Annotated in this window: 15 protein-coding genes and 1 riboswitch; of the genes, 13 read left to right on the top strand and 2 right to left on the bottom strand. The window is 46.2% G+C overall.

Features of this window, described 5'->3' with window-relative positions:
• The 12 genes from K7P76_RS32515 to K7P76_RS32570 all read left to right on the top strand — a co-directional run.
• Window positions 1-970 (top strand): RNA-guided endonuclease InsQ/TnpB family protein (locus K7P76_RS32515; protein ID WP_232190259.1); only part of this gene is annotated, 970 nt, incomplete at its 5' end.
• Between the two features lie 179 nt (window positions 971-1,149).
• Window positions 1,150-1,680, top strand: a complete 531-nt coding sequence (locus K7P76_RS32520; protein WP_349403262.1) for a GNAT family N-acetyltransferase — start codon at window positions 1,150-1,152, stop codon at window positions 1,678-1,680.
• 210 nt (window positions 1,681-1,890) lie between these two features.
• Window positions 1,891-2,014: riboswitch (guanidine-I (ykkC/yxkD leader) on the top strand.
• Window positions 2,015-2,064: 50 nt separating this feature from the next.
• A complete protein-coding gene (locus K7P76_RS32525; RefSeq protein ID WP_232190261.1) occupies window positions 2,065-2,787 on the top strand; it encodes an urea amidolyase associated protein UAAP1 in 723 nt (240 codons plus the stop codon).
• A 33-nt stretch (window positions 2,788-2,820) separates the two neighbouring features.
• Window positions 2,821-3,474, top strand: coding sequence for an urea amidolyase associated protein UAAP2 (locus K7P76_RS32530; protein ID WP_232190262.1), 654 nt, complete (start codon window positions 2,821-2,823; stop codon window positions 3,472-3,474).
• A gap of 24 nt (window positions 3,475-3,498) precedes the next feature.
• Window positions 3,499-7,152: an urea carboxylase gene (gene uca / locus K7P76_RS32535; protein ID WP_232190263.1), complete on the top strand. Its 3,654-nt coding sequence runs from the start codon at window positions 3,499-3,501 to the stop codon at window positions 7,150-7,152.
• On the top strand, window positions 7,149-8,921 hold the full coding sequence (gene atzF, locus K7P76_RS32540) for an allophanate hydrolase (RefSeq protein ID WP_232190264.1): 1,773 nt from the start codon (window positions 7,149-7,151) through the stop codon (window positions 8,919-8,921). The genes uca and atzF overlap by 4 nt, the downstream gene beginning before the upstream one ends.
• A gap of 511 nt (window positions 8,922-9,432) precedes the next feature.
• Window positions 9,433-10,317, top strand: coding sequence for a cation diffusion facilitator family transporter (locus K7P76_RS32545; RefSeq protein ID WP_232190265.1), 885 nt, complete (start codon window positions 9,433-9,435; stop codon window positions 10,315-10,317).
• A gap of 454 nt (window positions 10,318-10,771) precedes the next feature.
• A complete protein-coding gene (locus tag K7P76_RS32550) occupies window positions 10,772-11,062 on the top strand; it encodes a TFIIB-type zinc ribbon-containing protein (protein WP_232190266.1) in 291 nt (96 codons plus the stop codon).
• A 796-nt stretch (window positions 11,063-11,858) separates the two neighbouring features.
• The gene (locus tag K7P76_RS32555; protein ID WP_373692553.1) at window positions 11,859-13,496 is read left to right on the top strand and encodes an alkaline phosphatase; all 1,638 of its coding nucleotides are present in this window, start codon (window positions 11,859-11,861) and stop codon (window positions 13,494-13,496) included.
• Window positions 13,497-13,613: 117 nt separating this feature from the next.
• The gene (locus tag K7P76_RS32560; protein ID WP_232190267.1) at window positions 13,614-14,039 is read left to right on the top strand and encodes a BlaI/MecI/CopY family transcriptional regulator; all 426 of its coding nucleotides are present in this window, start codon (window positions 13,614-13,616) and stop codon (window positions 14,037-14,039) included.
• Window positions 14,036-14,908, top strand: coding sequence for a M56 family metallopeptidase (locus tag K7P76_RS32565; RefSeq protein ID WP_232190268.1), 873 nt, complete (start codon window positions 14,036-14,038; stop codon window positions 14,906-14,908). Before K7P76_RS32560 ends, K7P76_RS32565 begins: the two co-directional genes overlap by 4 nt.
• A gap of 203 nt (window positions 14,909-15,111) precedes the next feature.
• Window positions 15,112-16,008, top strand: coding sequence for a cation diffusion facilitator family transporter (locus K7P76_RS32570; RefSeq protein ID WP_232190269.1), 897 nt, complete (start codon window positions 15,112-15,114; stop codon window positions 16,006-16,008).
• 91 nt (window positions 16,009-16,099) lie between these two features.
• Here K7P76_RS32570 and K7P76_RS32575 read toward each other — a convergent pair whose 3' ends face one another.
• Window positions 16,100-16,756, bottom strand: coding sequence for a C40 family peptidase (locus K7P76_RS32575; protein WP_232190270.1), 657 nt, complete (start codon window positions 16,754-16,756; stop codon window positions 16,100-16,102).
• Window positions 16,757-16,927: 171 nt separating this feature from the next.
• The gene (locus K7P76_RS32580; protein ID WP_232190271.1) at window positions 16,928-18,544 is read right to left on the bottom strand and encodes an S-layer homology domain-containing protein; all 1,617 of its coding nucleotides are present in this window, start codon (window positions 18,542-18,544) and stop codon (window positions 16,928-16,930) included.
• A 165-nt stretch (window positions 18,545-18,709) separates the two neighbouring features.
• Here K7P76_RS32580 and K7P76_RS32585 point away from each other — a divergent pair, with 165 nt between their 5' ends.
• Window positions 18,710-20,650, top strand: a complete 1,941-nt coding sequence (locus K7P76_RS32585; RefSeq protein WP_232190272.1) for an ATP-dependent DNA helicase — start codon at window positions 18,710-18,712, stop codon at window positions 20,648-20,650.
• The last annotated feature ends 18 nt before the right edge of the window (window positions 20,651-20,668 follow it).

Genomic DNA, 20,668 nt, shown 5'->3' on the forward strand with positions numbered 1-20,668 from the left:
ATCTGTTCAAGCGGTGTGCCACAAATATCTGTTTGCCAGAGACAGCGCGAAACAAGCCAAAAACCAAGGTTTGGCTAATAAATACCCGTACAAGAACAAAAAACACTTCAACACGAAATGGGTAGACGAATCGTTCAAAATAGAGGGCAACACCCTAACCTTAAGTTTGGGTATTCAGAACGGTAAGCGCCTGCAGCCGATCAGAATCACCGTTCCAGACTTGCCTGATGCAGACATCAAGGAAATTGAGCTTGTATTTGACCGAAAACTCATGGTTTCGATGAGCTATGATGACGGAAGATCGGTTTCAGTAAACCAAGGCAACCAAGTCGCAGGCGTTGATCTGGGTGAAATCCACTCCATCGCGGCGACAACCACCGAAAACAAGTCGATCATAATCACGGGAAGAAAAGCAAGAAGCATCCACAGACTCCGAAACAAGAAGCTGGCCGAGCTTCAGAAGCAGATGAGCAAATGCAAAAAAGGCAGTCGGCAATGGAAAAAGTACAATAGAGCTAAGATGTACATTCTCAGTAAAAGCGAGCGCCAGTTGAATGATGTCATCCACAAAACAACAAAGCAATTCGCAGAGTGGTGTAAGGAAAATGAGGTAAAAGAAGTGGTTGTCGGCGAAGTGGAAGGCGTACAGCGCAACACGAAAAAGAAGAAAAGAAAGACTGCTACGCAAAAGTTGTCCAATTGGAGTTTTGGCAAAATTCAGAAGCAGCTGGCATATAAGCTTGAAGAACAGGGAACAAGCGTGAGAACGATAGATGAGAGCTATACCAGTCAACAATGTCCTTGTTGCGGTAGAAGAAAAAAGACTTCTACAAGAAATTACAAATGTTCGTGCGGCTATAACGAACACCGGGATATTCACGGCAGCAAAGGAATTTTGTCCAAGCACCTGCATGGAGATATCCGATATTTGGGCGAAACGCAAACGATAAAGTATCTACGGATCGCTTAGCGAGAAGTAGTAGATGGTGAGTTCCCACCCACTTGCAAAAGTGTTGCTTACTGAACCCTGCCGTTAGATTTCCGCTGCCAGCAGCGAAAGCAAGTAGCCAACCTATTTGCTTGCAGAAAGTACCGGTATGGCTGGTAAGAAACCCCTACTTCTTAGCGAAGCGTAAGTAGGGGAGGTTCATTGGAGACTATGAAGAGGGCCTACGCAAGATCATGTTCGACAAGGAAATTACGAAGTATTCTGGAAATCACATCGCTACTGATGAGGATCTAAAGAACTACATTAGAATGACTCTATTGAGTCGTAAGGAGAAAATATCTTATCCATTTATCGTTATTGACAAGGCATCAGGTCAAGTCGCTGGATCAACATGCTTCGGAAACATTATGTTCCACAGTAAGAGACTTGAAATAGGATGGACTTGGTACGGAGCTGCATTTAGAGGTAAAGGTATTAACAAGGCTTCGAAATATGAGTTATTGCGATATGTGTTTGAAATATTGGACTTTAATCGAGTTCAATTTAGTGTAGATACAGAAAACATAAGATCACAAAAAGCCGTACTAAAACTCGGAGCCAAACAGGAAGGAATTTTTAGAAGCAATTACATAAACGCATCTGGTGAAACGAGAGATGATGTTTACTATAGTATAATTATGTCGGAATGGCCTGAAATTAAAAATACAGTTTTCAAAGATTTCAGTAGATAATGAACTTCAAAATATCTTGATTCAACTAACGGGCAACGATAGCTGAATAAAACAACTGCAGTCTATGACTTTATTTTCACGTCCTAGGTCATTCGCTTATGTAATAATACCTCACATATATATTGACTTTTATACTCGAGGAGCTATAATTAGGTTCAAGTCAGCTCGTAATCCACAATTTAATAAAGGTTTCCTAACATACTATGGGAACAAAAAACCGTCTAGGGTTCCGTTGACATTCCGTCAAGCTGGTCCGAGAGATGGGGATAAGGGATTCGTTCATCGTTGTTGGACTTCTGCCTTATAGACACGGAAGGATAAAAGCCTGGGAGACATTCTCCCGGGCTTTTCGTTATATCCATTTTTACTTGAGGAGGTTATTCGATGAATAATTTATGGAGCACAACGATGCTGCCTGGAGGCAAATGGTCGGGGAAGATCAGCGGCGGCAAATTAATTCGGTTTACGGCACTGGAAAGCGGCGCTAACGTATCGCTGCTCATGTATAACGCCTACGATCTGAGCGAGCGGTATAACATGCCGGACACCTTAAAAGCGCAGTATACTGCCCGGTTAACCAAAGGGAACATAATGATGAGCGATAACGGACTTGCAATGGCTAGCTTTGTGGAGGATCAAGTGGGCTGGCACGATACGATTAGCGGATACACATCACGTAAGGCAACGGATGACAAGTACGGTACGACGACCTATCAACAGATGCGAAACGAGTGGCTGCGAAGCGGGGAAGAAAACTTTACAGTCGAGCTGATAAGAAACGGCTTGGGCGTCCGTGATTTGGCTCCTGCGGTTAATCTTTTCTCCAAAGTGTATTGCGACGACAACGGGGTCATGCACTTCGGCCCGAATCACTGCCCTCAAGGCGCGACGGTTACTTTACGTACGGAGATGGACATTCTGCTCGTGTTATCGAATACGCCGAACCTGCTGGATCCGAGCACGACTTACCCTTCTGTCCCGGTGAGAATCGAAATTGAAACAGCTCCTTCGGTAGACGTGGGCTCAGACGAGTGCGTCAATCACCGTCCGGAAAATCGCCGCGCATTCGAGAATACGTGGACTTATCAATCGCTGCTTAACTTATAAAAATACATTCGAATGATCCAAGGAGGAATCAACATGGCTGCATTTAATCGAGTGGAGAGCCCCCGTATAACGGAGGATGCCATATATGACGTGACCATTCCCGCAGGAGACGGATGGATGTATGAGCTAAAGCCAGGCCAGGTGTTTAGAATCGTAGACCTTGAGGGCAATCAAGCTGCCGATACGTTGTTCTACGATGCGAGCAAACCGGAAGACCACTATAGCGCGGTTCAGACGATTACGGGGCAAGGCAACATTTACTTAACGACGGGATCCGTCCTTCGCGCGGAATCGGGCAAACCATTGCTTACGATCGTTGCGGATACTTGCGGTCGGCACGACACGATCGGCGGTTCATGCTCGGCACAGAGCAATACGGTTCGTTACGCGCATGAGAAACTGTCGATGCACAATTGCCGGGATACTTTTATGCTTCAGCTAGCCAAACATGGGAACGGAAATTACACGAAACGCGATCTTGCGCCGAACATTAACTTTTTCATGAACGTGCCCGTCACGTCGGAAGGCGGACTTACGTTTGCCGATGGCGTATCCGCGCCCGGCTGCTACGTGGAGCTTCAATCGCATAGCCGCACGATGGTCCTTATCAGCAACTGCCCTCAATTGAATAATCCTTGCAACGCTTACAACCCAACGCCGATCCAACTTCTCATTTGGGATGAATAATCAGCTGGGAGAGGAGAGGTCATCATGTTCCATAAAATATTAATCGCCAACCGCGGAGCCATCGCCGTACGCATCGAACGTACGCTGCGCAAGCTCGGAGTTCAATCCGTTGCCGTTTATACGAAAGCCGATCAAGATAGTCTTCATGTTGATCAAGCTGACGAAGCCATCCTTATAGGAGACGGACCTGCCAAGGACAGTTATCTGGATATGGATCTTATATTGCAAATGGCAATCCAAACCGGAGCGCAAGCGATACATCCCGGTTATGGTTTCTTAAGCGAAAATGCGGGGTTTGCGCGTGCATGCAAGGAACACGGCATTCATTTTATCGGTCCGACCGCTGAGCAAATGGAGATGTTCGGCTTAAAGCATTCCGCGCGCGAGATCGCCGAGAAGGCAGGCGTACCTATGCTTCCCGGCACCGCGCTTATCGATCGATTGGAAGACGCGGTCAGCGAAGCGGCACGAATAGGGTATCCGGTCATTCTGAAAAGTACGGCAGGCGGCGGGGGAATCGGTATGCGCGTCTGTCCGGACGAGAAAGTGCTGCGTTCGGCTTTCGAAGCGGTGTGTCATTTGGCCGAAACCAACTTCAAGAACGGCGGCGTATTCCTTGAGAAATACATCGCTCGTGCCCGTCACGTTGAAGTTCAAATTTTCGGTAATCAATTCGGAGAAGTCGTCGCGCTCGGCGAACGGGATTGCTCCGTTCAGCGTCGCAATCAGAAGGTGATCGAGGAAAGCCCTGCACCGAATTTCCCTTCTGAAGTAAGGGAGGCTATGCTCTCATCGGCAAAGAGATTGGCGGAAGAAGTCGGGTATCGGAGCGCGGGGACGGTGGAGTTTCTATATGATCCGGAAACTTACTCCTTCTACTTCCTTGAGGTGAATACGAGACTTCAAGTCGAGCATGGCGTTACAGAAGAAGTGCTTGGCATCGACTTGGTCGAATGGATGGTTCGGGAGGCTGCTGATGAGCTTCGTGATTTAGCTTCATTAGTTCCATTGGCTAAAGGGCACAGTCTTCAAGCGAGAATTTACGCGGAAGATTGTTTCCATCAATTCCGCCCGAGCGCCGGTCAATTAGACAAGGCTGAGTTTTCTCGGCAAGCGCGGATCGAGACATGGGTTCGCGATGGTATTAACGTGACGACTCTGTACGATCCAATGCTCGCCAAGATTATCGTTCATGGTACGGATAGAGCGGATGCGATCGCTAAGCTTACACACGCGCTCGAAGAAACGCGTCTATATGGATTAACGACTAATCTCCAATACATTCAAGCTTTGGTTCAAGAGGATAGCTTTAAGGATGGGCTCGTATACACTCAGATGTTAAATGCATTCGATCCTACCGAATCCGCGATTGAAGTTATGGACGGCGGTGTTCAAACGACGGTACAGGATTGGCCGGGAAGAACCGGTCATTGGGACGTTGGCGTACCGCCATGCGGGCCGATGGACCCGTATTCGTTCCGGATCGGCAATAAGCTGCTGGGCAACGCGGATTCCGCGCCAGGGCTCGAATTAACGCTTCGCGGCGGCTCTTACCGGTTCCGACAAGACGTTTGGTTCTGCGTTACTGGCGCCGATATGCAAGCGGAGTTAGATGAGTCTCCGATTCCCTTGTATCAACCTATTCTCGCTAAACGCGGACAGGTGCTGAGCTTCGGTGAAGCCGCGAAGGGAATGCGCACTTATATACTCGTTGCTGGCGGATTCGATATGCCCCGCATATTGGGAAGTTCATCGACTTTTACGCTTGGCGGATTCGGCGGGCATGGCGGCCGGGCGCTCCGTACGGGAGACGTGTTAAGGGTTAGAGGAGGGAGAGAATTAAAGGGGCCCTCGGAGCTGAGGCAGTTAGACCCGGTCTACCGTCCGACTTTCTCCCAGCCATGGACCATTGGCGTTATTCCAGGTCCTCATTGCACGGAAGAGTTTCTTCTTCCCGAATATTTGACCCAATTAACGGAGACGGAGTGGGAAGTGCATTTCAATAGCTCCCGTACCGGCGTCAGGCTTATCGGGCCAGCTCCAAGCTGGAGCAGGGAAGACGGGGGAGAAGCCGGCCTTCACCCTTCTAACATTCATGACAATGCCTACGCAATAGGCACGCTTGACCTTACCGGAGACATGCCGATCCTGCTCGGCCCAGACGGCCCTAGCCTCGGCGGATTTGTCTGTCCCGTCACTACGGCTTCCGTTGAGTTCTGGAAAATCGGTCAATTGCATCCCGGCGATAAAGTGCGGTTTAGGCTGCTGACGCTTGATGACGCCCAAACTTTGCGCGACATGCAAGAGCAATCGCTTCGGGCTATTGGCGAGGGCAAAGAAAGCGAATTTCCGGTCGCAGGCGGCAGCGACAGCCCATCGGAACGAATTTGGACTCCCGCATATCCGGTGCTTATTCATGAAACGGATAATCGCCGTTTTCCGATCACGATCCGTTGCAGCGGAGACCAGAATTTGCTCGTCGAGTATGGCAGCATGGAATTGGACCTACTATTAAGATTTCAAGTACACGCCTTAATGCTAGCGATCCAATCCAACACCGATATTCCGGTAATGGATTTGACTCCGGGAATCAGATCGTTGCAAATCCATATCGATCCATCGCGAATGACCGTTCTCGAAGCAAGTCAACTTGTATTGAAAATAGACAGACAGCTTCCGCCGCTTGAATCTATCCGCGTACCTTCGCGTATCGTTCGTCTTCCCTTGTCTTGGGACGATCCGGCAACTCAGCTCGCAATCGATCGCTACCAGCAAAATGTACGCCCGGATGCCCCTTGGTGCCCGAGCAATCTGGAATTCATCCGCCGCATGAATGGACTTGGGAGCTTGGAGGAAGTACAAGAGATCGTATACAACGCGAACTATCTCGTTCTAGGCCTTGGCGATGTCTACCTCGGAGCGCCCGTCGCTACTCCGATCGATCCTCGTCATCGTCTAGTTACGACGAAATATAATCCGGCACGTACATGGACGCCGGAAAATGCCGTCGGAATCGGCGGGGCCTATATGTGTATTTATGGGATGGAAGGACCGGGCGGTTATCAGTTCGTCGGTCGCACGATCCAGATGTGGAATCGGCTGCGTTCAACGGAAAGCTTCCAGCCCGGCAAGCCTTGGCTGTTAAGATTTTTTGACCAGATTCAATTTTACCCGGTGGAAGCCGAGGAACTCATGAATCTCCGCGAAGACTTCCTTCGTGGACGTTATGAAGCTGATATTACGGAAACGACTTTTGACTTAGGGGAGTATTTGCAATTTTTGACTTCCATAGAAGACAGCACGCAGACGTTTCGCAATGCTCAGCAGGCGGCTTTCCAAGGCGAACGAGAAAGCTGGAAGGCGCTCGGATTGGCGGAATACGTATCGGAACAAGAACCTGCCAAAGAAACCATCGAAGAAGAAATTCCCGAAGGCGCCGCAGCCGTTCGTTGTTCGGTTCCGGGCAGCGTATGGAAAGTAATCACAAGTCCGGGTCAGGAAGTCAAGAAAGGCGATGCGCTTATTATCGTCGAGAGCATGAAGATGGAATTTTCGTTGCAAGCCCCTTGCGACGGCTATGTTCATTCGGCTTATGTGAAGCCGGGGGACGGCGTGCAAGCTGGACAATTGCTCGTTAGCATTATGAAGTCAAGCGTAAGAGAGGAAGTAAGCTTATGAGCGACAACCTGTTCATACCGATCGATCTAACGGCTGCTTGGCTCAAAGAAAATTATGCTGCTGGGAAAATAACGCCCAAACAAGTCGTGACGGAATTGATACGTCGGGCCGAGGAAGACCGCGGCATGAATATTTGGATTACGCCGCCAACGCTTGAACTTATCCAACCTTACTTAGATCGACTTGCCGCCCTTGATCCGAATCAAACTCCATTATGGGGAATTCCATTCGCGATTAAAGATAATATTGATTTAGCCGGAGTACCTACAACGGCAGCATGTCCGGAATACGCCTATACACCGAGCGAACACGCGGTTGTCGTGGCAAGGCTGATTGCCGCAGGAGCTATACCGATGGGAAAAACCAACCTGGACCAATTCGCAACCGGTCTGGTCGGAACCCGGAGCCCTTATGGTGAAACCCATAACTCCTTGAAAGAGGAGTTGATTAGCGGAGGGTCCAGCGCGGGGTCGGCCGTTGCCGTCGCTCGCGGTCAAGCCGTATTCTCACTAGGCACGGACACAGCCGGATCCGGTCGCGTACCCGCTGCCCTCAATAAGCTGGTCGGGTATAAGCCAAGTCTGGGTGCCTGGTCAACGAAAGGCGTAGTTCCGGCATGTGCCAGCTTGGACTGCGTTACGGTGTTCGCTCGCAATACGGAAGAAGCCCTAACCGTTGACAGAGCCGTAAGAGGAATAGAACTAACGGATCCATGGTCTCGGCTTATTGTTATGCCCAAACCTCATTTACCGGCGAAGCTTGTCTTGCCGTTAGGTGAACTGGAATTCTACGGACCTTACGCCGAACTATATCGCGCGTCATGGCAACAAGCGGTCGAACATTGCAAGAGCTTGAACATCCCCATTGAATACGTTGATCTTGATTTATTCGCGAAAGCGGCCGCAATTCTGTACGAGGGACCGTGGGTTGCAGAACGGTGGGCGGCACTTGGCGATTTCATTGAAGCCCATCCCGGCGTTGCTTTTCCAGTAACGGAGGCTATTCTGCGTAACGGAGCAGGCGATAAATATCAAGCCGCAACCGTGTTTCGCGCTATTCATGAGCTTCAAGCTTATAAGATGGAAACCCGCAGAATGCTCAAGGACGCCGTTCTCGTTTTGCCTACCTGCGGAGGCACATGGAGCCGAGAACAAGTAAGACAGGATCCAATCGGGACGAACCGCGACATGGGCAAATATACGAACCATTGCAACTTGCTGGATCTATGCGCGATTGCGATCCCAGGTGAGGATGCCGCTCCCGGATTGCCTTTCGGAATAACGCTATTCGCGCTATCGGATCAAGAAGATTTGATCGTTGGAGCTGCGAATCTATTCGCTCATGGATCCGTTATCCCGCAACAACCCGCACAAGCTTCCGAACCTAAGACAACGCTAATAGCCGTCTGCGGTTTGCATATGCGTGGCTTCCCATTAGAGAAGCAAATGATTGCCTGTGGAGCGAAATTCGTTCGTGAAACGATGTCGGCTGCGAAGTATCAATTCGTGAAGCTGCCAACCACCCCGGCTAAACCTGGAATGATCAAGCAATCGGCAGGAGGAGCGGCGATTCAACTGGAAGTATGGGAGATGCCGCTCGAATCGTTCGGGAGTTTTACTGCCGCAATTCCTGCTCCCCTCGGGATCGGCAAAGTCGAAATAGAGGACGGCACGGAAATACCCGGTTTTACTTGCGAGGCTTATGCGGCTGAATATTCGGAAGATATAACGCACGTTGGAGGTTGGCGGAATTTAATGCAGCAAACTTGAGTTGAAGCATCCAACACTCTCTAAAGTTAGCAATGTCGGATGTCCTCATTTGGGTTTTAGGAAAACATCATGGTATTCGTTGATTTTTCTATGACAGTCCCCGATTCAATGAAAAATAAACTGTAGTAAAATCTTTATGTTTTTATAAAATCCGCCGGTTGATCATCAACCGGCGGATTTTTTGACAATTGGAATTGCATTTTAATTTTTGAAGCAACTTTATAGCCCTTACCGCGGTATTTTTGCCGACGAGGCAAGCAGCTCATTTTAGCAACCCTTGCGAGAGCAAACTGTCGCTCTCCCAGGGATGAAAGTATGAATGTGCCGGTATCTCTCAAGATCACAAATCGCATTGGTTTCGGATTCAGAGTTTCGTCCATACAACACTTTAAACCAAAACCTATCTTTTAGAAGTAGACTAAAACTGTTTCTCTAGACCCACACGATCTTCGTCAGCTAATATAGCTACAAGGAAGAACCAACTTGTATTTTTACAAAAGGAGAGGTCTTATTGCAATCAACTAAAATAGCTGGTTTATCCATTCTGAGCAATAGTTTTGTCGTATTACTTAAACTGGTTGTCGGTATTGTAACAGGTTCAGTCGCCGTTATTTCGGAGGCGATTCATTCTTTACTTGATTTAATGGCATCTGTTATTGCCTATTTCTCAGTCAGAATTTCATCCAGACCGCCCGATAGAGATCACCCATACGGCCACGGCAAGTTTGAAAATGTATCCGGTACGGTAGAAACTTTGCTTATATTCGTTGCAGGAATTTGGATCATCTACGAATCGGTTAAAAAACTCCTTCATCCTGAACCGATCCATTTACCTTTGTTGGGAGTTGTCGTGATGTTGGTTGGAGCAGGAATTAATTTGATAGTAGGGAGGGTCGTCAAACGTGCAGGGGAAAAAATGCAGTCTGTAGCGATGCGATCCAATGCTTTGCATCTTTTGACCGATGTGTATACTTCGTTGGGGGTAGCTGTCAGTCTATTGCTTGTGAGTTTGACCGATTTATATATATTGGACCCGCTGATCGGGATTGCACTTGCCGTTTACATCATGAAAGAAGCCGTCTCACTGGGTAAGGAATCATTTATGCCTTTATTAGATACGCGATTATCAAAAGAAGAGGAAAGGAAAGTTCGCGAAATTATCGATTCGTACAAGGATGAGTTTATTGAATATCACAACTTCAGAACAAGAAGATCCGGACCGGAAGAATATATTGATTTTCATCTTGTGGTACCTTCCAATACCGAAATTGAAATCGCACATAATCTATGCGATCGAATAGAAAAAGATATCCAAGAGGTGCTTTACAATCCTACGGTTATGATTCATATCGAACCTGAACATGAGAGTCTGATCCAACCCCAAACAAGTAACTGATTCTGGAGATTAGTGAAGAGACACTTTATGATTTGTATCGGAGTATTTCCTTGATCATCGGGGGGAAGGGGTTTTACATAATGATGACTCCAAAGATGGAACGTTATTTGTTTAAACTTGCAAAAAAAAGGACACCGAGAAGCCTTTGGTGATCTGGTCGATATGTATATGGATTCTGCCTATACTTTGGTTCATTCGATGATGAACGATTCCAATGAAGCGGAGAAAATCGTGATACGTTCTTTTCTCCTCCTTCACAGTCAATTGGACAGTCTTCCTGTTGATGCGAAGCCTTCAAAATGCCGGATAGTACATCAGCCTTCAATTGGGTAGCCAAACATGATCCAAACGAATGAATCAACAAGATTCGAAGTTCGTGTACGATGGAACTGTTGATTCAATAATGATAAAAATGTTTGTTATTGATTTCAAATCATACAAGGGAGGAATTTCAATGAATTGTCCTGTATGCAATAATGTGAGAATGCGTGAGTTTGAAAAGATGGGTGTAATGATTGACATTTGTCCGGATTGCAAAGGAGTTTGGCTCGACCGTGGAGAACTTGACAAACTTATGTCAGGTATTCGAGAGGTCAACCAAGAATCGAATGAGCATCGTAAGTCTGATCATTACAATGATGACGACCGTAATCATCATGATGACCATGATGATCACGATCGAAACAACCATAAGAAAAAGAAAAAAACGACTGTTCTCGACGTTTTCGGGGATCTATTCGGTTAACTTAAAAGCCTGCTAAATATGAAATGAATCCCATTCGACTTGTTGATTAAGGTTTGATGTGGTGATTCGGATATAAAGTACAACTCCTCCCAGAGTAAAAAATGCCCGGCCCTTGACCAAACTGGTCAAGGGTTTTTGTATAAGCGAATGGGATGGATGAACGACCACCACTCCACAGATGAGAATACATTCACGCCCATTGGGTCTGTTGTTCGTCGCTGAAACACTTGATATTCAAATAACTTTATTTTCAAATGAATAAATATGTTCAATTCACATTCCCATAACATTTAATTAACAAACAGACTGTAGTATAAAAGAATCCTAATACAGCGAAGGAGGTATTCAATGAAACCGACATATGACAACATCAAGACGAGTGTCGATCTGCCGGTTTTCGAGCAACAGCGCATCGAATCGTTCTTCAAGGTGTACAAGCGGCTGCCCGTCTAAAGAAAGGTCGAGGAGCTCAACGGATTTAGCGATTTGAGTGTGGCAAAAGTGCTGGTGTAAGTAGCGATTAATCAACGGGTTCACTTACTATGAAAAGGGATAATATTGAAACAAAGATTACGATCGACACATCCAGCGTGGTTCAAAACGGCAATACAATCAACTGAAAACAGCACCCATAATCGTAAATGGCTATACCATGGTTCCGCTATAATTTGTCGGAAAAGTTGCTAGTGTAAGCTTGGATTTTAACCCAAGCACCCATACCATACAAATTTCTTCAAAGTAAACAAATGGACTCATTATCTCGTTATAACAATGTTCTAAGGGAGGAAAACACAAAATGTATTTGAAAAAACGTCTGGTTTTACTGCTTAGTATCGCACTTATTCTCGGATTGGTATCATCAATGAGCGGTGCAGTATTCGCGAAGAGTGAAAAAGAAACCAAACCGGCTATTAAAAATGTAATTATCTTGATTCCCGATGGAATGAGTATTGACGGAACGACATTAGCCAGATGGTATAAGGGCGGAACTCCGTTAGCGTTGGATTCAATGGCCAGCGGTCTGGTACGTACCTATTCGGCGGATGCAGCAATCGCCGATTCCGCTCCTGCAGGCACCGCTTTTTCAACGGGATTTAAATCTCATACCGGGTACGTAGGGGTTCTTCCCGATAAAGCGGACATGCCGGGAGTGGCCCCCATTAAACCGGGAGACGAGAAGACGCCGGTTGCCAATGTTCTCGAAGCGGCAAAATTAGCCGGTAAATCTACAGGAATTATCTCCACCTCCGAGATCATGCATGCGACACCAGCGGATTTCAGCGCGCATTACCCGGATCGTTCCAACTACGATGCGATAAGCGAGCAACAGGTATATCAAGGCATCGATGTTGTATTAGGTGGGGGAAGCAAGTTTTTCGGCGCAGATGCCCGCAAAGATAAAGAAGACCTGCTCAAAGAGATCAAAAATCTCGGTTATGATTATGTGACGACGCCTGCAGCGATGAAAGCGTCGAAATCGAATAAATTGTGGGGAATGTTCGCCCCAGCAGCATTGTCATACAATATGGATCGCAATCCGGCGGAACAACCTAGCCTCGCCGAAATGACTTCCAAAGCGATTGAAGTGTTGTCCAAGAATAAAAACGGGTTTTTCCTGATGGTGGAAGGCAGCAAGGTTGATTGGGCTGCACACGCCAACGACCCGACCGGTATTATCAGCGACGTTCTTGCCTTTGACGATGCCGTCAAAACAGCGCTTGATTTTGCAAAGAAAAACCAAAATACGGCTATCATTGCATCTTCTGATCATGGCAACGGCGGAATAACAATCGGTAATGCAGAAACGACCAAAGGCTACGATAAAGAGCCATTGTCCACGTTCATCGATCCATTGAAAAAGGCGAAAATGACCGGAGAAGGTCTTGAAAGCAAATTAAACGCCGACAGATCAAACATTCTGGAAGTTATGGAACAGTATTTCGGCATTACCGGATTGACAGAGGAAGAAATCAAATCAATCAAAGACGCCAAGCCAGGCAGCTTGAACTATGTCGTCGGCCCCCTTATCAGCAAAAGAGCCAAAATCGGATGGACAACTGGCGGACATACAGGCGGGGAAGTTGTTCTATATACGTATTCTCCAACACAAGATCGATTGATGGGTGTGGTGGAAAATACGGATCTTGCGAAATACATGGCTCGCGTACTTGGAGTTGATCTTGCACAAACGACGAAGAAGCTTTTTGTTTCCGCCAAGGAAGCCTATACCGCGAAAGGTGCAAGCTTTGAGTTGGATCAAACGGATGTAAACAATCCGGTTGTCGTAGTCAAAAAAGGTTCAAACACGCTCAAACTCCCTGTTTATAAAAACATAGCCGTACTAAACGGTAAAACGATTAAATTAAAGAATGTTGTTGTATACAACGGAGAGAGAACATTCGTACCTCAAGAAGCGATCGATTTGATTAAGTAATTCTTAATATGGGCGGAGAGAAGAGGCGACCTCGTCCTTTCTCTCCGTTATTTTAACTAACGGATTACCAATTTCCCATGATAAAATGGATGAAAAGCGGTGATGGGGGAATAAGCATTGAAAGTAAAGTCGATTCATTTAAATGAGGAGGGCTTAAATCGTTTTTTTGGTTCATTGGAAGCCAAAATTATGAAAGTGCTCTGGGAAAAAGAAAAGCTTACAATCAAGCAAGTTCATGAATCATTAAAAAAAGAAGACGGAATTTCGTTAAATGCAGTTATGACCGTCATGGGTCGCTTAACCGATAAAGGACATTTGATAAAAGATTCAAGTGGCAAGGGCCGAACGAGACTCACTTTTTTTTCTCCAGTTCAGAATAAAGAACAGTTCATACTGGAGCAAACGAAAGTTGTAACGGATGGTTTGGTTGAAGACTTTGGATCTCTTATGGTAAGTCATCTCGTCGATAATATGGATAAAGCGGATCCGGATTTACTTTTGCGTCTCGAGCAAAAACTGAATGAGTTGAAGAAAAAGTCATGAGAGCAACCATGCTGAAAATGCCACGCCAGCCGAGCCTTGCTTTATTTTGGATCGCCATCATCGGGAATTTGGTTATCATTCAATTGGGCTATAATGTTTTTCATCAAATTCGTGACATTCCATTTGAGTCTAATTTGTTCCGAGTTTTCGCCGCAATATTTGCGGATATATTATCAAACCATTTATTGTTTGAGCCTTTACTTAATGGTCTTATTCTATTTTCGATTATTATGCTCTGCAGGCAACTGATTCAACAAGTGAAATTATATAAGAAGTGGAAGACTTATATTGACTCGAAGAGTAACCCTGAAATGACAAAACGTTTTATCAAGAAATTCAATAAAGAAAATCTGCGGATTGAGGTTATTCTGGATTCCTCGATTATTGCCATGACAGCAGGTTTAATCAAACCGAGAGTTATCCTTTCCAGCGGATTAATAGAACGATTTAATGATCAAGAGATGGAAGCTATTCTCTTTCATGAAATGTACCATAGCAAGTTTCGCCATCCCCTGCAATTGTTGATATTAACCATGATTGCTGAAAGCTTAGCCTTTCTTCCGATTATGAAGAGTTTAGTCCATCATTATAAAATTTGGATGGAGTTGCTTGCGGACCGTTTTGCTATATATCATATGGGAAGCGAGATACAGCTTGCCCAAGTTCTACTTGCAGTTTTGAAGAATAATCAGGTTAAATCCCAAGGATATGGAGTTCATTTTGTTAATGAATCTGTTAATTATCGGCTAAAGCAATTGATTGATCCTCAAACTCCAATCCGTATTCCGTTTTTTAAACAAAAAACTCTATTACTATCTGTTATCGTCTTAGTTATGATGACACTTATTTTCATCTATGGAAGCGTGTAATCGGAAACGGGTCTTAAAAAGGAAGGCTTGAAAAAAGCAAAAGATGTGGTATAGTAAACGCTGTGTAGTTTATTAACAATGAATGTGGTGATCCGAATGCCAATTGCGTCAGTATCAATAGTAAAAAATTGCCCAACCCTTGACCAAACTGGTCAAGGGTTTTTGTTTCCTTTGGGCAATAATTATGTTAGGGGGAATTAGTAATGAGCAAAGAAAACAAACAGTCAGCTTTTGCCATTTGGATCAGTTTAATCAGCAACATTGTTTTAACCGTAATCAAATTTGCTGTGGGTTTATTATTCAATAGTCCGGTATTGATTGCTGACGGCGTTCACAATGCAGGGGATGTGGTTGCTACCGGAGCGGCACTCAGCTCCATGCGTGTATCTAAGCAACCTCCGGATGAAGATCATCCTTACGGACACGGAAAAGCAGAAGTTGTGGGCGCAGGTATAGTTGCCATTATTTTGGCGATGGCTGCAATCTATATGGGGTACCATTCTGTAACGGTACTTTTTGAGCCTCCGCACAAAGCAACTTTTATTGCCCTGATCGCTGCGGCGTTTTCTTTGATTTTGAAGCAAGTGCTTTACGTTTATACGATGTCAATTGGGAAAAAGACGAACAGTAACGGTTTGATTGCAACGGCCTACGATCATCTTGCCGATGTATATGCTTCGATTGCGGCAGTAATCGGTATCGGTTTAGCTTTGATTGGTGATTATTATCATATTGCTTTTCTTTCCTATGGTGATCCAATTGCGGGGATTGTCGTCGCTTATTTTGTATTAAAGCTGGCTGTTCATATTGGGAAGACTTCGGTTGGCGTTTTAATGGAAAAGAATGTCGATATGGACAAAATGAATGCGTTCATCAACCTAGTCAAATCAGTCCCGGAAGTTAAACGCATAGACCGAATTCGTGCAAGAGACCACGGACATTACGTTATTGTTGATGTGAGAGTCGGTGTTTCGGCGGAATTAAGTGTTCAAGAAGGACACGATATTTCTAGGCTCATTAAACAATCGATTATGAATCAGCATCCCAATGTTGAAGAAGTGTTGGTCCATTTAAATCCATGGTATAAAGAGAATGTCTAAGTACCAATGAAGATCCTACGGTTAGGCCTTTGGTTTGGACAATACAGAAGAAATCCACTTTCGACGTAAAGTCAAAAGCGGATTTTTATTCTTAATGCTCGCCTTCTTGGTTGTCGCGATTAGAGTGTCGATGGCTCACAGGGTGCTTGACCGCTTTTTTGCCGGGTTGCGGTGCAGGATTCGCAATAGTTGTCGGCGGAGTGCTTGTCGGCGGAGTAACTACTACAGGTTGTCCATTCGAAGGAAGCACCCGACGTGCCGTCACGTAAGTCCGGTCCCATGTGCTGCCTGCAAATTTGGAAATCGTAACGCCGATGCCAACTCTATAAGTGTGAAGAAGCTGGCCGTTTCCGATATAAAGACTAACGTGATTAATGACGCCATCCCGGTTTGTATCCGAGAAAATCAGATCTCCCGGCTGCAATTGATCTCTAGGCACGAAAGTACCAACATTAGATTGTTGTTTGGATGAACGGGGAATACTTATACCGTTCTGTTTGAACACATATTGCGTAAACGAAGAGCAATCAAACACATCGGTTCTGTTCGATTTGGCTCCGAATTGATAAGGTACTCCTAGAAATTGCTTGCCTGTCGCAATTACATTATCCGCGATCGAAGCACTTGCAGTAGCGGCATAAGCCGAATGAGCATTCGTAAACATTGCACCTGCGGAAAAAGCGATCGTAAGACTTAAGGTGGTACCGACTAATAGTTTACCGAAACGGCTTTTAGGAATTGAATTCATAATTGCCTCCTAGATGATCGTAAGATTTGGTTGATGCTGATCACCTGAGACAACCATAACACATCTTTTTTATCCAGCATTTACTAGACGGTCCAGATTACCTTGTCTCCCTATGGCATTCTTTCGATTATGATAATACGATGAGAAACTCCACATGAAACTCTTATTGACTCAAGAAAAATGGTAAGAGCTAAACTTCATAACATTACGCAAACTCGCCCAAATATCAATGCTTTCCCCGCCCATATACCAGTAACCATAACCTGCGATGGAATTCTTTTCGCCCAATAACGCTTTAAGGGTTAACGAACGCCCATCCTCCAACCAAAGCTGGTGCTGCATGTTTTGGCTGCGGTATGAGGCATAATATTGTCCAAGGTAATCGTTCCAAACGGGTTTTATTACATGGGATTGCACCAGGGAATTTTGTTGGAGAAGACTCCACTCAGCGGAGGAAGTCATGCTCGTCGCGTTCGAATACCAATCGCGAGTGTAAAGAGGCAGAGCAAGAATTACCTTGCTAGCAGGCACTTGAGTCATTAAAGTTTCCAAACCTTTCTGTAGCCAGGGAAGGGAGGAAACCGATCCAGCCTCCGCATCCCCGCCCCAGTGCTCGTCATATGCCATGAGAACAATATAATCAGCGTACTTCTCCAATTCGGCGTAATCGAAAACCTCCGTCCAATCGGATCCGAAATCGGGAGATACGTTGACGGATAACACGGCTCGGATAGCATGCAATTGCTTGGCCAACTCCGCGACGAAAAGAGTGAAGTAATTACGGTCTTCCGGCCTAACATTCTCAAAGTCGATGTTTAATCCGTCAATGCCATTATTGCGGACGATGTCCGATAAGTTCTGAATGAACGTTTTTCTTTGGTCTGTAGAAGACAACATCTGATGGGTGAGCAATTGATCGGAGTGGTTGCCGACCATCGCCCATACTTTCTTTCCCAACTTGTGCGCCCATGGGAGAAGCGAAGGATCGATTTGATTTTCCACGGTACCCGCTTTTCCAAGAAAAAACCAACGAGGAGACAACGTGTTTACATGGGATTGCGTGATCTGCTGCTCGAATTGTTTGGTTGTTTGACCATACTGCCAGCCTAACTGAATCTTAGGCGCGGGCGTCGCATGAATTTGTTCCGACCAACCTGACCTCGTCAATACTCGGTTCAAGAGAACAGCCGCTTCCTGCCTAGAAATGGGGGCTTGGGGACGGAAATTTCCGCTGGCTCCTTCCATAAGTCCGAGTTGATGAAGATGATACACGGATGGAAGCGCCCATGCTTCAATTAAATCTTGATCGAGGTAGAGGGTATCGACATCGATAGGGATTCCGACCTTCTGTTTCAACGCGCGGGTCATCAGTACGGAAGCTTCCTCGCGGGTAACAGAGCGATCGGGCTCGAATCGAGAAGGCGAAGTTCCTTGAACAATACCTAATTGTACGGCGGGCTGAACCCATTCATAGTACCAAGCCGTTTTCGGGACATCCGAGAAAGGAGATATGGCACTGGACACCGGGGTTATAGCGAGCAATCGGTCAACAAGGGCAATGAATTCGGCGCGCGAAATGGCTTTGTAAGGTTCGAATTTCCGATTGCCGGTCCCGTTGATGAGGTTCAACTTAGTGAGATGGACAATCGCCTCAGTAGCGAAATTATCCGAAATGTCGTCGAAAGGCAGTTGCGTTCCGGCTGCTGACGCTCTAGGGTTATGATTGAACACGGTAAATAATAATATAAAGGCAACCATCGTTCTCCCGATGGCATATAAGCGATTCATACGTGGGCAACTCTTTTCTCATAGAATAAAGATGGACTCACTCTATCCTAATCAATAAGAGTCACGATACCTAGCTTCAATTATTGGTAAAATGAATTTCGCTTTGCAATTGCGGGACGATCATGTGATAATGTCACAACAAGATTTCGTGGAGGCACAATCACATTGAGTCGTTATCCTTTTGAATATGAGCATTCTAAGCCGTTTTTGCAGCAAGTAGGGGAATGGATCGCGGACGTGTTTTACGACCTGTTGCCCGAAGCTGGTTTCGAGGTGCGTGACGAGCAAATTTATATGGCTTTCCAGTTGGAGCGGGCGTTCGCGGAGAAGCAAACGATTTTCGCGGAAGCGGGGGTTGGTACCGGCAAGACGCTTGTCTATTTATTGTATGCGATCTGTTATGCCCGTTACACCCGCAAGCCGGCGATTATCGCCTGCGCGGACGAATCGTTAATCGAACAGCTTGTCAAGCCGGAAGGGGATTTGGCGAAACTGACCGAGCATCTGGGCTTGGCTATTGACGCTAGATTAGGCAAATCCCAAGATCGCTATCTATGCTTGGTAAAGCTGGATAATGCAAGAACGGATTATGAGGATGTTGACCTCTATAAGGAACTATACGAAGAGCTTCCCGCGTTTGTCCATCGAAGCGAGGGCATGCAGTCCTTCTACGCATATGGGGATCGGAAGCAATATCCGCATTTAAACGATACGCAATGGAACAGAATCAGCTGGGATTCGTTCCAGGATTGTTTTGTTTGCGAGAAACGGCATCGCTGCGGGCAGACGTTATCGCGTGAACATTATCGGCAATCGACGGATTTGATTATTTGCTCCCATGACTTCTATATGGAACATGTTTGGACTTATGAGGGGCGCAAGCGAGAAGGTCAGCTTCCGCTGCTTCCCGATCATTGCGCCGTCGTGTTCGACGAAGGCCATTTGCTCGAGTCCGCGGCTCAGAAGGCGTTAACCTACCGGATCAAACACGATATATTCGAAGAGCTGGTTACCCGATTGTTGAAAAATGAAATTCGCGAGTCGCTGGCCGTTCTTATAGATGAAGCGATTGAACGAAGCGAATTGTTGTTCGAAGTTCTGGCGAGCCAGAGTCAATCGATACCCGGCTCAGATCGGAAACAAATCATTCTGAATGACCGCCTCTTGCGGGAAGTGGCATTGTTCCGCAAGGTGCTTGACGGTATCGAGGAAGAGTTGGTTTTTGAAAGCGAGCTCTACACCTTGAACGACTATCAGCTTCGCATCGTCGAGGAACATTTGGAAATGATGCAGAAGGCGCTTAGTCTTTTCCAAAATTCAAGCTCGCTGATCTGTTGGGTGACCGAAAGCACGTCAGGGCTCACTCTGGTCATCATGCCGAAAGCCGTCAAGGAAGTGCTGCGTGAGCGGGTATTCGCATTAAACATTCCTGTCGTTTTCTCATCCGCGACCTTATCGGTTAACGGTTCTTTCGATTATTTGGCCTACAGTCTAGGTATAGAGAAGTATTTATCGTTCAGCGTCGATTCCCCTTATGACTATGAGAATCGCATGGAGGTGCTTGCGCCTAAGTGGACTCATGGAGCTTCGTTCGATGAGAAAATGAAAACGGCCGTCCAGTTGCTTGCGCGAACGGAAGGGCGAGCTTTAATCTTATTCCCGTCCAAAGAAGAGCTGGCACAATTCAAAGAGGCGTTGCCTTCTTACACGCAGTGCAAGGACATAAGCTTCGGATTTGAAGGTGACCGCGAAATCAGCCATCTGATCTCGGCCTTCCAACAAAACGAGACTAGCGTGCTGTGCGCTGTAAGCTTATGGGAAGGACTGGACATTCCCGGACCTTCGTTGTCGAACGTGATCGTGTGGTCGCTTCCTTATCCGCCGCAGGATCCTGTGTTCATGGCTAGGCGTCAGGAAGCAACCTCTCCCTATGAAGAAGTGGACCTTCCTTATATGCTGCTTCGTCTTAAACAGGGCATTGGACGTTTGATCCGTACCCGGGAAGATTCCGGCATAGTCGCGATTCTAAGCGAAGAGCTTCACAACGATCGCGAATTGAGGGATAGAATTCAAGGTTTGCTGCCTCCGGGAGTAAAATTTGAATAGGGGTTTGTCTCTTATGTT

The sequence above is a fragment of the Cohnella silvisoli genome, assembly GCF_021190915.1.
GTDB lineage: Bacteria > Bacillota > Bacilli > Paenibacillales > Paenibacillaceae > Cohnella > Cohnella silvisoli.

Bases quoted from the DNA above. Each gene is read 5' to 3' on its own strand.
- K7P76_RS32525 (WP_232190261.1), top strand. From the start codon at position 2,065: ATGAATAATTTATGGAGCACAACGATGCTGCCTGGAGGCAAATGGTCG.
- K7P76_RS32530 (WP_232190262.1), top strand. From the start codon at position 2,821: ATGGCTGCATTTAATCGAGTGGAGAGCCCCCGTATAACGGAGGATGCC.
- uca (WP_232190263.1), top strand. From the start codon at position 3,499: ATGTTCCATAAAATATTAATCGCCAACCGCGGAGCCATCGCCGTACGC.
- atzF (WP_232190264.1), top strand. From the start codon at position 7,149: ATGAGCGACAACCTGTTCATACCGATCGATCTAACGGCTGCTTGGCTC.
- K7P76_RS32550 (WP_232190266.1), top strand. From the start codon at position 10,772: ATGAATTGTCCTGTATGCAATAATGTGAGAATGCGTGAGTTTGAAAAG.
- K7P76_RS32555 (WP_373692553.1), top strand. From the start codon at position 11,859: ATGTATTTGAAAAAACGTCTGGTTTTACTGCTTAGTATCGCACTTATT.
- K7P76_RS32565 (WP_232190268.1), top strand. From the start codon at position 14,036: ATGAGAGCAACCATGCTGAAAATGCCACGCCAGCCGAGCCTTGCTTTA.
- K7P76_RS32570 (WP_232190269.1), top strand. From the start codon at position 15,112: ATGAGCAAAGAAAACAAACAGTCAGCTTTTGCCATTTGGATCAGTTTA.
- K7P76_RS32575 (WP_232190270.1), bottom strand. From the start codon at position 16,756: ATGAATTCAATTCCTAAAAGCCGTTTCGGTAAACTATTAGTCGGTACC.
- K7P76_RS32580 (WP_232190271.1), bottom strand. From the start codon at position 18,544: ATGAATCGCTTATATGCCATCGGGAGAACGATGGTTGCCTTTATATTA.